General features: G+C 58.0%; 14 protein-coding genes. 11 read left to right on the top strand and 3 right to left on the bottom strand.

All coding sequences use genetic code 11. The features are described from left to right. Positions 1–68 precede the first annotated feature (68 nt). The 10 genes from DBQ51_RS04760 to DBQ51_RS04805 all read left to right on the top strand — a co-directional run bounded on the left by DBQ51_RS04760 (position 69) and on the right by DBQ51_RS04805 (position 10,727). Positions 69–920, top strand: a complete 852-nt coding sequence (locus tag DBQ51_RS04760; protein WP_054328305.1) for a transporter substrate-binding domain-containing protein — start codon at positions 69–71, stop codon at positions 918–920. A gap of 78 nt (positions 921–998) precedes the next feature. After that, positions 999–1,730 carry an amino acid ABC transporter permease gene (locus tag DBQ51_RS04765; protein WP_054328304.1) on the top strand — a complete coding sequence of 244 codons (732 nt, stop codon included), beginning with the start codon at positions 999–1,001 and terminating at the stop codon, positions 1,728–1,730. A gap of 13 nt (positions 1,731–1,743) precedes the next feature. Further along, complete coding sequence (locus DBQ51_RS04770) at positions 1,744–2,532, top strand: amino acid ABC transporter ATP-binding protein (RefSeq protein ID WP_107630927.1); 789 nt, start codon at positions 1,744–1,746, stop codon at positions 2,530–2,532. Between the two features lie 280 nt (positions 2,533–2,812). Further along, positions 2,813–3,994 carry a 4-hydroxybutyrate dehydrogenase gene (locus DBQ51_RS04775; protein ID WP_242977827.1) on the top strand — a complete coding sequence of 394 codons (1,182 nt, stop codon included), beginning with the start codon at positions 2,813–2,815 and terminating at the stop codon, positions 3,992–3,994. A 95-nt stretch (positions 3,995–4,089) separates the two neighbouring features. Beyond that, on the top strand, positions 4,090–5,535 hold the full coding sequence (locus tag DBQ51_RS04780; protein WP_390125245.1) for a 4-hydroxyphenylacetate 3-hydroxylase family protein: 1,446 nt from the start codon (positions 4,090–4,092) through the stop codon (positions 5,533–5,535). 82 nt (positions 5,536–5,617) lie between these two features. Further along, a complete protein-coding gene (locus DBQ51_RS04785; RefSeq protein ID WP_054327257.1) occupies positions 5,618–5,884 on the top strand; it encodes a hypothetical protein in 267 nt (88 codons plus the stop codon). A gap of 47 nt (positions 5,885–5,931) precedes the next feature. Continuing rightward, the gene (locus DBQ51_RS04790) at positions 5,932–7,500 is read left to right on the top strand and encodes an acyl CoA:acetate/3-ketoacid CoA transferase (protein WP_054327256.1); all 1,569 of its coding nucleotides are present in this window, start codon (positions 5,932–5,934) and stop codon (positions 7,498–7,500) included. A gap of 186 nt (positions 7,501–7,686) precedes the next feature. After that, positions 7,687–8,874 (top strand): acetyl-CoA C-acetyltransferase, encoded by a 1,188-nt coding sequence (locus tag DBQ51_RS04795; RefSeq protein WP_054327255.1) that lies wholly within the window; start codon positions 7,687–7,689, stop codon positions 8,872–8,874. A gap of 122 nt (positions 8,875–8,996) precedes the next feature. Then, the gene (locus DBQ51_RS04800) at positions 8,997–9,812 is read left to right on the top strand and encodes an enoyl-CoA hydratase-related protein (protein WP_054327254.1); all 816 of its coding nucleotides are present in this window, start codon (positions 8,997–8,999) and stop codon (positions 9,810–9,812) included. A 45-nt stretch (positions 9,813–9,857) separates the two neighbouring features. Beyond that, positions 9,858–10,727, top strand: a complete 870-nt coding sequence (locus DBQ51_RS04805; protein ID WP_054327253.1) for a 3-hydroxyacyl-CoA dehydrogenase family protein — start codon at positions 9,858–9,860, stop codon at positions 10,725–10,727. A 166-nt stretch (positions 10,728–10,893) separates the two neighbouring features. On the opposite strand, the gene DBQ51_RS04810 is transcribed toward DBQ51_RS04805, so the two are convergent. Both DBQ51_RS04810 and DBQ51_RS04815 read right to left on the bottom strand, forming a co-directional pair. Beyond that, on the bottom strand, positions 10,894–11,415 hold the full coding sequence (locus DBQ51_RS04810; RefSeq protein ID WP_242977829.1) for a nucleoside recognition domain-containing protein: 522 nt from the start codon (positions 11,413–11,415) through the stop codon (positions 10,894–10,896). A 142-nt stretch (positions 11,416–11,557) separates the two neighbouring features. Beyond that, positions 11,558–12,142 carry a nucleoside recognition domain-containing protein gene (locus tag DBQ51_RS04815; RefSeq protein ID WP_054327251.1) on the bottom strand — a complete coding sequence of 195 codons (585 nt, stop codon included), beginning with the start codon at positions 12,140–12,142 and terminating at the stop codon, positions 11,558–11,560. A gap of 112 nt (positions 12,143–12,254) precedes the next feature. Between DBQ51_RS04815 and DBQ51_RS04820 the strand changes: the two genes are divergently transcribed. Then, positions 12,255–12,497, top strand: coding sequence for an AbrB/MazE/SpoVT family DNA-binding domain-containing protein (locus DBQ51_RS04820; protein ID WP_054327250.1), 243 nt, complete (start codon positions 12,255–12,257; stop codon positions 12,495–12,497). Positions 12,498–12,531: 34 nt separating this feature from the next. On the opposite strand, the gene DBQ51_RS04825 is transcribed toward DBQ51_RS04820, so the two are convergent. Beyond that, positions 12,532–12,828 carry a sporulation transcriptional regulator SpoIIID gene (locus DBQ51_RS04825; RefSeq protein WP_054327249.1) on the bottom strand — a complete coding sequence of 99 codons (297 nt, stop codon included), beginning with the start codon at positions 12,826–12,828 and terminating at the stop codon, positions 12,532–12,534. Positions 12,829–12,862: the final 34 nt, after the last annotated feature.

The following is a 12,862-nucleotide window of genomic DNA, read 5'->3' on the forward strand; positions in this document are numbered from 1 at the left end:
AAAGTGGTACAATGATAAATGACTTTCACAGTACCGTAATTATGCAATGAATTTAGGAGGGCATTCCCATGAAAACCAAAAAGCTTCTGGCGCTGTTGCTCGCCGGCGCGATGAGCGCCTCTCTGCTGGCAGGCTGCGGCAGCGACAGCTCCGCCGATACCACGAGCGGCGACGACGCGGCCAATCCGTCCGACACCGCCGCCGCAGACAGCGACCTGGCGCAGATCGAAGACGCCGGCAAGCTGAAAATCGGCTACACGGTCTATGAGCCGATGAACTATACCGACGAGCAGACCGGCGAATTCACCGGCTTTGACACCGAGTTCGCGCAGGCGGTCTGTGAAAAGCTCGGCGTGGAGCCGGAATTCATCGAGATCGTTTGGGATACCAAGCAGGTCAGCCTGGAAAGTGGTGAGGTGGACTGCCTGTGGAACGGCATGACCATCACGGAGGACCTCAAGCAGAATATTTCGGTTTCCGACCCCTATGTACAGAATACCCAGGTGGTCGTCACCAAGACAGAAAACAAGGATACTTACGCGGATTACGCCAATCTGGTCGGCAAGACGGTGGCGGTAGAGGCCGGTTCGGCCGCACAAAGCGTGGCAGAGGAGGACGAAAACCTCAGCCAGTCCAACCTGGTCACGGTCAGCAAGCAGACCGACGCGCTGCTCGAGGTCAAGTCGGGTACGGCGGACGCCGCAATTTTTGACCAGACCATGGCGGAAAACATGATCGGCGAGGGTACCGACTTCGCGGACCTGACCATCTGCGGCGTATTCCATGAGGAGCAGTATGGCATCGGCTTCCGCAAGGGAAGTGACCTGTGCGACAAGGTCAATGAGATCATGGCTACACTGAATGAAGACGGTACGCTGCAGTCTCTGGCTGAAAAATACGGCCTTTCCCTAGCAGAATAAACAAATTTACCTACACAAATTTTACACCGAACGGGACAGCTTACTGCTGCCCCGCTTGGTTTTGTTTGGAGGAATCCTATGAACCCCTCGGTTATCTTCACCAATCTGTTCCAAAGCTTTGGAATCAACTGCACGATCTTTGTGGTCACACTGCTGGTCGCGCTGCCCGTCGGCCTGCTTGTGGCGTTCGGCGCCATGAACAGGTGGGAACCGTTCCGCTGCCTACGCGGCAGCCGCCTTGCGTCCGGCAAATGGGGCGCCATGCTGGTCGGGCTGCGCCCGATCGCCCTTCTCATCAAGTTCTTTGTGTGGATCGTCCGCGGCACGCCGCTCATGCTGCAGATCATCTTCATCTACTATGGCCCCGGCCTGCTGCACTGGGGCCAGCCGTGGAACGCCATGGGTACGGACGGGCGCGTGGTCGCGACCTGCGCCGCGTTCGCAATCAACTACGCCTGCTATTTTTCCGAGATTTTCCGCGGCGGTATCCAGTCTATCCCGCGCGGCCAGTATGAGGCCGGCCAGGTGCTCGGCATGACCAAACGGCAGATTTTCTTCAAGATCACGCTGCTGCAGGTCGTCAAGCGCGTGATCCCGCCCATGGGCAACGAATTCATGACGCTTATCAAGGATACCGCGCTGGCCAACATCATCGCCACCAAGGAGATCATCATGATGAGCAAGGAATTCATCAACCGCGGCCTGATCTGGCCGTTGTTCTCCACCGCCCTTTTCTTCCTCGTGTTCTGCGGCGTGCTGACGCTGCTGTTCGGCTGGCTGGAAAGGAAAATGGACTATTTCCGTGTATAAGGAGCGAGCCGCAATGCCTATTCTTGAAGTACAAAACATCGAAAAAAGCTTTGGCCCGACCAAGGTGCTACAGGACATCAGCTTTTCCCTGGAACGCGGCAAGGCGCTGGCCATTATCGGCTCGTCCGGTTCGGGCAAGACGACCCTGCTGCGCTGCCTGAACTTTCTGGAAATCCCAAACGCGGGCCGTATCCTGGTAAACGGCGAAACCCTGTTTGACGCCGCCGACCGCGCCGCCAAGAGCGACGCGGAAATCCGCCGCCGGCGCCTGCATTTCGGCATGGTGTTTCAATCGTTCAACCTGTTCCCGCAGTACACTGCGCTTGAAAACGTCATGCTGGCCAGCCTGATGCTCGCCAAGGAGCGGCCGGATTACAAGCAGAACCGGCACGCCATCCATGAGGAGATTGAAAACCACGCCATTGAGCTGCTCGCCCAGATGAGCCTAGAGGGCCGCATGAGCCACTACCCCCACCAGCTTTCCGGCGGCCAGCAGCAGCGCGTGGCCATTGCGCGGGCGCTCGCGCTCCAGCCGGACATCCTCTGCTTTGACGAGCCCACCTCCGCGCTCGACCCGGAGCTGACGGGCGAGGTCCTGCGCGTTATCCGTTCGCTCGCGGACCAGCACACCACCATGATTATCGTTACGCACGAGATGGCTTTCGCCCGCGATGTGGCCGACCACGTGCTGTTCATGGACGCGGGCGTGATTGTGGAGGAAGGCACGCCCAGCGAATTGTTTGAAAATACACAAAATGAGCGTACCCGCGCCTTTTTGAGCCGTTTTTCGCAAAACAACTAAATCCTGTTTGAATCCGCCCATTCTTTTCGGCTATTCTGCCCGTTTTTTCTTTACAGACGGGTTTCGATGCGTTAAAACAGCCCTGTATTCCAAAATACAGGGCTGTTTATTGTCTTTTTGTACAGGATTTGGTGGTTATTTTTTGGTGATTTTTTTGTTCGTTTGTGTTGAAGTTGTGGACGGGATTTGCTACAATAAAAGCGCAGGGCAAATTGCCTGATATGATGCGCATAAAAGCCCGCACGGCCTTTATAAATTTTATGAATGGAGATGTTCAACTATGGCTATGGATGCTTTCAGTGCTTCTTTGATGAAAGACAAAAGAGAGATCGTCATTGCCCCCACTATCTACAAGTTTGAAACGTTCGGCGACTTCGCCGGGGAGTTCAAGCTCGGCGAACGCGACGTCGTTCTGACCAATGAGTTCATCTACAAGCCCTTTATGGCGGAGCTTGGTCTGAAGAGCCAGTTCGTGTTCCAGGAGAAGTTCGGCGCAGGCGAACCCTCCGAAGCCATGATCGAAACCATGTACGAAGCGATCCCGTACGACTCCTACGACCGCGTCATCGCTGTCGGCGGCGGCGCCATCATGGACCTTTGCAAGCTGCTCGGCTGCAAGCGCCCGGCATCTGTACATGAACTGTATTTCAAGCGCGAGCCCGTTGTACATGAAAAAGAAGTCATCGCGATCCCGACCACCTGCGGCACCGGTTCCGAAGTCACCAACATTTCGGTCGCCATCGTCAAGGACGAAAAGGACGGTAAGCTGACCGGCGGCGAAACCAAGCTCGGCCTGGTTTCCGACGATATCATCCCGAACAAGGTCTGTCTGGTGCCCGACCTGCTCAAGACCCTGCCGTACAAGCCGTTCGCCGCTTCCGCGATCGACGCGCTCATCCATGCGACCGAGTCGTTCCTGTCCCCGCACCGCAAGACCGTCACCTCCGAGATGTTCTCGGTCAAGGCGATGGAAATGATCCTCGAAGGCTTCCGCCGCATCGCGCTCGAGGGGCCGGACGCCCGCATCGATTACCTTGGCGAGTTTGTCACCGCTTCCCTGTTCGCCGGCATCGCGTTCCTCAAGGCCGGCTGCGCGACCGTACACGGCATGTCCTTCCCGCTCGGCGGCACCTACCATGTACCGCACGGCGAATCCAACTATGCGCTGTTCAGCAAGATCCTTGAGCTGTACGACGAGTACGAGCCGGCCGGTGAGCTTGGCAAGTTCAAGGAGATCGTCGCCCGCTGCCTCGGCTGCACCAAGGACGATGCGCTGCGCACCCTGAATGTGACCCTCGAAAAGGTCCTCCCGCTCAAGCCGCTGCATGAGTACGGCTTCAAGGAAGAGGATATCAAGAGCTTCCCACTCTCGGTCGAGGCGAACCAGCAGCGCCTGATTACCAACTCTTACCGTCCGTGGAGCATTGAGCTGAGCGAACGCGTATACCGCGAGTGCTTCTAAACCCAGTAAGCATATCGCCTGAACAGGGCGGGGACCCCCGCGTTCCCCGCCCTGTTTTTATAGCAACCTGATAAAAGAAAGGATACTTGATCGATATGATGACCAAAGACCAATATATCGAGTCCCTGCGGAAGCTGCACCTGAACCTGTACAGCTTTGGGGAAAAGGTGGAGAATCCGGTGGATAACGCGATCATCCGCCCGTCGCTGAACTCGTTCGCGGCGACCTATGAGCTGGCGGAGGATCCGCAGTACGAGGACCTGATGACCGCGACCTCCAACCTCACGGGCAAGAAGATCAACCGCTTCACCCATCTGCATCAGTCCACGGACGACCTGATCAAGAAGGTGAAGATGCAGCGCCTGCTGGGGCAGAAGACCGCCGCCTGCTTCCAGCGCTGCGTCGGCATGGACGCGTCCAACGCGGTCTACTCCACCACCTATGAAACCGACGAGGCGTGCGGCACGCATTACTTTGATAACTTCGTGAAGTTCTGGACCGACGTGCAGGAGAACGACTGGGCGGTGGACGGCGCGATGACCGACGTCAAGGGCGACCGCAGCCTGTCCCCCTCCAAGCAGGCGGATCCGGACCTGTTCCTGCATGTGGTGGAGCGCACGGCGGACGGCGTTTACGTCACGGGCGCGAAAGCGCACCAGACCGGTTATATCAACAGCCATTATGTGCTGGTGATGCCGACGATCTCGATGCGCGAGGGGGACGAGGACTACGCGATCTCGTTCGCCTGCCCGACGGACGCGGAAGGCATTACGCTGATCCTTGGGCGGCAGTCGTGCGACACGCGCAAGACCGAGGAATACAACGACATCGACGTGGGCAACAAGGTCTACGGCGGGCATGAGGTGCTGGTGATCTTCGACCATGTGTTCATCCCGAACGAAATGATCTTCCTGAACGGGGAGGTGCAGTTCGCGGGCATGATGGTAGAGCGGTTCGCGGGCTACCACCGCCAGAGCTACGGCGGGTGCAAGGTAGGCGTGGGCGACGTGCTGATCGGCGCGACGGCGCTTGCGGGCGATATGGCAGGCTCGGCGAAGGCCAGCCATGTGAAGGATAAGCTGATCGAGATGACGCACCTGAACGAGACGCTGTACTGCTGCGGCATCGCATGCTCCAGCCAGGGAACGAAGACAAAGAGCGGCAACTACCTGATCGACCTGCTGCTGGCGAACGTATGCAAGCAGAATGTGACGCGGTTCCCGTATGAGATTGCGCGGCTGGCGCAGGACCTTGCGGGAGGTCTGATGGTGACGCAGCCGAGCGAGGCGGACTACCGGAATCCGGCGACGCACGACTACATCGAGAAGTACCTCAAGGGGGTGGCAAGCGTGCCGACCGAGGACCGCATGCGCGTACTCCGGCTGATCGAGAACATGACGATGGGTACGGCCGCGGTTGGCTACCTGCCCGAGTCCATGCACGGCGCAGGCTCCCCGCAGGCCCAGCGCATCATGATCGCACGGCAGTCCAACCTCGAAATGAAAAAAGAACTCGCCAAGAAGATTGCCCGTATCAAGTAATCTCTGAAGCATCCCATAGGCACCCGCGGGCGATCCGTGAGTGCCTATGTTTGCGCTTAGACAAAAGGAGGTTTACGCACCCATGCTGCGCTGCACTGTCAAATTCTGCGGCGGCTGCAACCCGCGGTATGATCGCGGTGCAGCCTATCAAGCCGTGCGCTCCTCCCTTTCGGATGTCGCACAGTTCTCCTATCCGGAGGATGGCACCCACTACGACGCATTGCTGATTATTCGCGGCTGCACCGGCTGTCCCTATCTGTATGAGGACATTGATGCCGACCGCCGCTTCCTGCTGGTGTCGGCGGACGAGATCCCGTCGGTCACTGAGCAGATCCGGCTGCTCGCGTAAATGAAACGGGCTGCGCACGCCCGTTACTCTGAGGAGGATGATAGAACATGAAGAAAGTAAGCATTATCTCTGCAGAAGAGGCCGCCCTGAAAGTACAGGACGGCGACACGATCGCCACCGGCGGCTTCGTCTCCTGCGCCTGTCCGGAAACCCTGTCCAAGGCGCTGGAAAAGCGCTTTCTGGAGACCGGCCATCCGAACAATCTGACGCTGTTCTTCGCGGCCGGCCAGGGCCACCGCGACGGCACCGGCGGCGACCACTACGGCCACGAGGGCATGGTAAAGCGCGTCATTGGCGGCCACTGGGACCGCGCGCCCCGTCTGGGAGAGCTGGCGCTGGCCAACAAGATCGAGGCGTACAACCTGCCGCAGGGCGTTATTTCGCATATGTACCGCGATATCGCGGCGCACAACATTGGCACGATCACCCACGTCGGCCTCAAGACCTTTGCCGACCCGCGCAACGGCGGCGGCAAGCTCAACGATGTGACCAAGGAGGATCTGGTCAAGGTCGTCAACATCGAGGGGCAGGAGCGCCTGCTGTATAAGGGCTTCCCGATCAACGTGGTGTTCCTGCGCGCTTCCTACTGCGACGAATACGGCAACTGCACCGTACACCGCGAGATCGGCCCGCTGGACGTGACCGCGATGGCGCAGGCGTGCAAGAACTCGGGCGGCAAGGTCATCGTGCAGGTCGAAAAGATCGTGCAGGGCGGCTCGCTCGATCCGAAGCTGGTGGCGATTCCGGGTATTTATGTGGATTCGGTCGTCGTCGGCTCGGAGGAGGAAAACATGCAGTGCCTCGGCATGCCGTATGACGGCGCGCTGACCGGCGAATTCCGCATTCCGGTGGACGCCATCCCGCCCATCCCGATGGACGCCAAGAAAATCATCGCCCGCCGCGCGGCTATGGAGCTGCCGCCGGATGCGATCGTCAACCTTGGTACCGGCGCTCCGGAAAAGATTGCCAACGTCGCCGCCGAGGAGGGCATTTCGGACAAGATGACCCTGACCGTCGAGGCCGGCTCGATCGCGGGCGTCCCCTATGGCGGCACCCAGTTCGGCGCGGCCGCCAACGCAATGTGCATCATCCCGCACAACGTGCAGTTTGACTTCTACCAGGGCGGCGGCCTGGACGTCGCGTTCCTTGGCCTGGCTGAAACCGCGCCCAACGGCGATCTGAACGTGTCCAAGTTCGGCACCCGCCTAGCCGGCGCGGGCGGATTCATCGACATCACCCAGAACGCCAAAAAGGTCGTCTACTGCGGCACGTTTACCGCCAAGGGCCTCAAGACCGAGTGCCGCGACGGCAAGCTGATCATCACCCAGGAGGGCGCGAAGAAGAAGTTCGTCAATGCGGTCGAGCACATCACGTTCTCCGGCGACTATGCCAACGAGGTACACCAGCCCGTCCTGTACATTACCGAGCGCTGCGTGTTCGAGTTGCGTCCGGAGGGCGTTACCCTGGTCGAGATCGCGCCCGGCATCGACCTGCAGACCCAGGTGCTCGATCAGATGGAATTCGCGCCCCAGATCGCCCGCCAGGCGGACGGTTCGATCAAGCTGATGGACTCGCGTATTTTCCGCGACGAACTGATGGGTCTGGCAAACGATTAATTCCCGATTTATTCCTTGTGTGTGTTGTGCAAGTTATGGGTATTTTAAGATTTGGGCCATATTCCTTACAAAAACCCCTTGCATTTTTCTGCACATTTGATAAAATATTAACGAACTCGTTAAGAGATGTCACAAACCGCTGCGCCGGCATCACCGGCGTAAGAGAAGAAAAGGAGAAACAGCCAAATGAACGTTTATATCTGTTCCGCAGCCCGTACCGCGATCGGTACTTACGGCGGCACCCTCCGCGACGTACCCGCAGCCCAGCTCGGCGTTGTTGCCGCCAATGCGGCGATCGAGCGCGCCGGTGTGGACAAGGAAGCGATCGATGAAGTAATGTTCGGCCAGGTGCTGCAGGGCGGCTGCGGCCAGAACGTTGCCCGTCAGGTCCTGATTGGCGCGGGCCTGCCGATCACCACCCCCGCCATGACCCTCAACAAGGTCTGCGCGTCCTCCATGCGCGCAATTTCGCTCGGTTCCCAGATCATCCGTTCCGGCGAGGATCAGCTCATGCTGGTCGGCGGCGTTGAGTCCATGTCCGGCGCACCGTACGTTTCCCACAACGTGCGCTGGGGCGCGCGCATGAACGACGTCAAGCTGGTCGATATGATGGTTCATGACGGCGTATTTGATATTTTTAACCAGTACCACATGGGCATCACCGCGGAAAACGTTGCCGAGCAATATGGCATCACCCGCGAGATGCAGGACCAGATCGGCTACGAATCCCAGATGAAGGCCGCCAAGGCGATTTCCTCCGGCCGCTTCAAGGACGAGATTGTTCCGGTAGAGGTCAAGAAGAAGAAGGAAACCGTTATTTTCGATACCGACGAGCACTGCCGCCCGCAGACCACGCTGGAAGGACTGGCCAAGCTGCGTCCGGCGTTCAAGAAGGACGGTACCGTCACCGCGGGCAACGCTTCCGGCATCAACGACGCCGGTGCCGCGATGATTATCGCGTCCGAGGATTATGTGAAGGCGCACGGCCTCAAGCCGCTCGTCAAGATCCGTTCGTTCGGCTCTGTCGGCTGCGACCCGTCCATCATGGGCGTCGGCCCGATCGAGTCCACCCGCCAGGCGCTGGGGCGCGCCGGCCTGACCGTTGCCGACCTCGACCTTGTCGAGTCCAACGAGGCGTTTGCCGCGCAGGCCGCTGCGGTCAACCGCGAGCTGGGCTTTGATATGGACAAGGTCAATGTCAACGGCGGCGCGATCGCACTGGGCCACCCGATCGGCGCGGCAGGCTGCCGTATCACCACCACGCTGATCTACGAAATGATCAAGCGCGACTCCACCCTCGGCCTTGCCACCATGTGCATCGGCGGCGGCATGGGCGAAGCGATCATTGTTGAGCGCGACGAGCTCTGCAAGTAAATCAAACCGGCATGATAGGGGGCTTTTTGCAGGCCCCCTATCTCCAAAGCATTCGATTGCGCAGGTGCGCGGCGCACCTCGTATATAAGATTCCGACATCAATTTGAAGGGAAGTCTTACCAATGACTGATGTAGTAGTTGAAAAGAAAGGCCATGTAGCGGTCGTCAAGATCGAGCACATGAAAGCCATGAACGCGCTGTCCACCGATATGTACGGCCAGCTCGAGGAAGCGTTCGACGAAGTTGCGGCAATGGACGACGTATACTGCGTCGTGCTGACCGGTTCCTCCATGGTAAACAAGAAGGGCAAGACCGTCAACTCTTTCGTGGCCGGCGCGGACATTTCCGAAATGTCCACCCTGTCCGTTGAGGAAGGCAAGAAGTTCGGCAACAACGGCAACCGTGTTTGCTGGAAGATCGAGAACTTCAAGCGTCCGGTCATTGCCGCAATCAACGGCTTCTGCCTGGGTGGCGGCTGCGAGTTGGCGATGTCCTGCGATATCCGCCTTGCATCCGATAACGCGCTGTTCGGCCAGCCGGAGGTTGGCTTGGGCATCACGCCGGGCTGCGGCGGCACGCAGCGTCTGGCCCGCATCGTAGGCCTCGGCAAGGCCAAGGAGCTTATTTATACCGCCCGCGGCAACTACACCGCACAGCAGGCGCTGGAGATGGGCCTGGTCAACTACGTTTACCCGCTGGAGCAGCTGATGGACGAAGCCATGAAGCTGGCCGAGGAGATTGCGGCGCAGGCGCCGATCGCTGTCGCGCTCTGCAAGGAAGCGATCAACGTCGGCATGCAGACCGACCTGAATTCCGCGCTCAAGCTGGAGGGCAACATCTTCGGCGAGTGCTTCGCGACTGAGGACCAGAAGTATGGCATGGCTTATTTCCTTGATAAGAATAAGGAAAAGCCCGCCAAGGAGTTCAAGAACAAGTAAGCGCGTTTGTTTATCTGCAATCATTGAGAGAGAGGGTTATATAATATGAAAGTTTGTGTATTCGGCGCCGGCAACATGGGCGCGCGCATTACGGAAGTTTTCCTGACCAACGGCCATGAGGTAACGATGCTTGACGTAAAGCAGGAGTTCATCGACCGCGGCGTTAAGACCATCACCAACGACCTGTCCTTCCTCGTCAAGAAGGAAAAAATGACCGAAGAGAAGAAGAACGAACTGCTCGCTTCCCTCAAGACCTCGCTGGACCGCAAGGCTGCCGCTGACGCCGACTTCATCATGGAAGTCATCCTGGAGCGCATGGACCTGAAGAAAGAGCTTCTTCAGGAGTTGGACCAGATCTGCCCTGCGCATACCATTTTCGGCTCCAACACCTCCGCGCTGTCCATCACCGAGATGGCCGCCAGCGTGCCGAACCGCGCTGACAAGGTGATCGGCTGCCACTTCTTCAATCCGGCTCAGATCATGAAGCTGGTCGAGGTTACCCGCGCGATCCAGACCTCGGACGAGACGTTCCAGGCCGCGTTCGACCTGATGGCTTCCTTGGGCAAGACTCCGGTATCGGTCAACGAAGGCCCTGGCTTTGTCGTAAACCGTATCCTGATCCCGATGATGAACGAGGCCATGGGCATTGTTGCTGACGGCATCGCTTCCCCTGCTGATATCGACGTTGCCATGCAGCTCGGCGCCGGCATGAAGTCCGGCCCGCTCCACACCGCCGACTTGGTTGGCCATGATGTCAACCTCGCGATCATGGAGACGCTGTACCGCGAGACCGGCGATCCGAAGTACCGTCCGCATCCGCTGATGCGCAAGATGGTCCGCGCCGGCTGGCTCGGCGTCAAGACCGGCAAGGGCTTCTTCGAGTACGACGAGAACGGCAAGGAAATCGTAAAGTAATCAAGCAGAAAAAAGAGGGGACTGTACTTGTACAGTCCCTTCTTTTTGTGAGAAAATTAAACCCATGAAATATCTTGATTTTTGCACAGTTTTTATGAAAGCTGTTTGGATGATTCTACAATTTTTTCTCAACGTATGGTATTTTTCGTGTAAACACGATATAATGTTACATGTATGGAAAATAGAGCCGCACCATCGCCGCCGATACGGCAAAGGCAGTCAAATCCGCGCAAAGGGCGGCAAACACGGCATAGCGGAGCCGGTTTAGCCCTAAATGACCGCTGTAAACGCTGATCGTGTAGAAGCTGGTTTCAGACGAACCCAGCATGACCGCCGCCACGCGACCGGCATAGCTGTCCGGCCCGCAGCGCTGCATGATCTCGCTGCCCAGCGCCAAACCGCCGCCGCCGCTGATCGGTTTCAGCAGGGTCAGCGCGGTGCATTCCTTTGGAATGCCAAGCAAATTCAACAGCGGCGCAAGTGCGGCCGCCGCTAAATCGATTGCTCCGGACGCCCGCAGCATGTAAACGACCGTCAGCATGCCGACCATGGTCGGCAGCAGCTCAACAGCCGTTTTCAGGCCGCTTTTGGCACCGCGCAGAAAAGTGGGAAACACGTCTACCCCTTTATACAGTGCGTATAGCCCCACTGCCGCCAGCAGCATTGGGATAAACGCACTCTGTAGCATCCGCATGTTTCCTCCCCTTTCCCGCTAGCCCGCGTTTATTTTCAAATTTTAGGAAATATTTTTGGAAATAACAGGCAATTCGACATTTTTTGTGCTTTCCATATGCAATAATACAAATTGTAATCCGAACAGGTATTTCCCCTTATTTTTCATCGGGAAATAGCGGGCGGAGGATACGCGCACTCAGCAGGACGACCGCGACAGACGCCACGGACGCCCCCCAAACCGCCGGCATGATGTCAAACGGCGCTGCAGCGCCGCACGACGCGCGTACCGCCGCCACCGTGGACGGGATGATCTGTATGGACGCCGTATTCAAGGTGATCAATGTCAAAACGGTATCCGGCGAACCGCGCCGGCCGGCAAGCGTGTACAGCCGGTCGACTGCGCGCAGCCCCAGCGGCGTAGCCGCATTGGACAGTCCCAGCAGGTTTGCCGTCACATTGGCGCTCACCAGTTCCATGGCCTCTCTGTCGTTCGCTGCCTTGCCAAACAGCGGCCGGAGCAGGGGCGTAAGCGCATGGGACAGCTTTTCCGCCAATCCGGAAGCGCGGATCACCTCCATCACGCCGCTCCAAAAGCACATCAGGCCGGCGATGCTGATGGCTAACGTGACCGCTTCCGACGCGCCTGTTCCCACTGCGGCAGTGACCGCGTCCAACCGGCCGGTCACCGCCCCGCAAAGCAGGGCCAGGGCCAGAAATGCGACCCAGATCACGGAAAGCATTTACGCCTCTCCCCTCCCTTGTAGAAAAAAGCCGGTCTCCTCCATACAGGGAGCCGCAACATGGATTGATGCTGGCAAAGGAATGAATGAAGAATGAAGGAGTGTATATCAAATGAAATCCACTGGTATTGTCCGTAAGGTTGACGAACTGGGCCGAATCGTACTACCGATCGAGCTGCGCAGGACGCTCGATATCGATGTGAAAGACGCCCTGGAAATCTATGTGGAGGGCAGCCAAATCATCCTGAAAAAGTACGAGCCTGCCTGCGTCTTCTGCGGCAGCTCAAAGGACGTAATCCACTTCAAGGATAAAAACGTCTGCCGCAACTGCATTCATGATTTGGAATCTATCTGATTGATCTGATGCGTACATAGGTCGGCCACCCTCTTCAGCAAGGGTGGCCGTTCTTTTTTCCCTGCCGCGCAGTATCCCGCCCCGCCTGGGTGCGGTATTTCTCCCGCGTCGCCATGCCGCCGCGGATGTGCCGCTCCTTTTTATTGGTGTACAGCACCTCCTGCACGCGGTCATACAGCACGGCGTTGAGCTTTTTCAGCCTTGTCGTAATATCCTTATGTACCGTTGATTTAGAAATGCCAAATTTGGCCGCCGTTTGGCGCACCGTCGCCTTTTCTTCGATCATATATTGTGCGAGCCGGACCGCCCGCTCTTCGGGTAAGCCTTTCACGATCGTCCCCCCTGCCTGTCGACGCTTTGATTAC

Source organism: Agathobaculum massiliense (assembly GCF_900291975.1).
In the GTDB taxonomy this organism is placed as follows: domain Bacteria; phylum Bacillota; class Clostridia; order Oscillospirales; family Butyricicoccaceae; genus Agathobaculum; species Agathobaculum ammoniilyticum.

Bases quoted from the DNA above. Each gene is read 5' to 3' on its own strand.
- DBQ51_RS04785 (WP_054327257.1), top strand. From the start codon at position 5,618: ATGCTGCGCTGCACTGTCAAATTCTGCGGCGGCTGCAACCCGCGGTAT.
- DBQ51_RS04780 (WP_390125245.1), top strand. From the start codon at position 4,090: ATGATGACCAAAGACCAATATATCGAGTCCCTGCGGAAGCTGCACCTG.
- DBQ51_RS04760 (WP_054328305.1), top strand. From the start codon at position 69: ATGAAAACCAAAAAGCTTCTGGCGCTGTTGCTCGCCGGCGCGATGAGC.
- DBQ51_RS04805 (WP_054327253.1), top strand. From the start codon at position 9,858: ATGAAAGTTTGTGTATTCGGCGCCGGCAACATGGGCGCGCGCATTACG.
- DBQ51_RS04820 (WP_054327250.1), top strand. From the start codon at position 12,255: ATGAAATCCACTGGTATTGTCCGTAAGGTTGACGAACTGGGCCGAATC.
- DBQ51_RS04775 (WP_242977827.1), top strand. From the start codon at position 2,813: ATGGCTATGGATGCTTTCAGTGCTTCTTTGATGAAAGACAAAAGAGAG.
- DBQ51_RS04800 (WP_054327254.1), top strand. From the start codon at position 8,997: ATGACTGATGTAGTAGTTGAAAAGAAAGGCCATGTAGCGGTCGTCAAG.
- DBQ51_RS04770 (WP_107630927.1), top strand. From the start codon at position 1,744: ATGCCTATTCTTGAAGTACAAAACATCGAAAAAAGCTTTGGCCCGACC.
- DBQ51_RS04795 (WP_054327255.1), top strand. From the start codon at position 7,687: ATGAACGTTTATATCTGTTCCGCAGCCCGTACCGCGATCGGTACTTAC.
- DBQ51_RS04790 (WP_054327256.1), top strand. From the start codon at position 5,932: ATGAAGAAAGTAAGCATTATCTCTGCAGAAGAGGCCGCCCTGAAAGTA.
- DBQ51_RS04810 (WP_242977829.1), bottom strand. From the start codon at position 11,415: ATGCTACAGAGTGCGTTTATCCCAATGCTGCTGGCGGCAGTGGGGCTA.
- DBQ51_RS04765 (WP_054328304.1), top strand. From the start codon at position 999: ATGAACCCCTCGGTTATCTTCACCAATCTGTTCCAAAGCTTTGGAATC.
- DBQ51_RS04815 (WP_054327251.1), bottom strand. From the start codon at position 12,142: ATGCTTTCCGTGATCTGGGTCGCATTTCTGGCCCTGGCCCTGCTTTGC.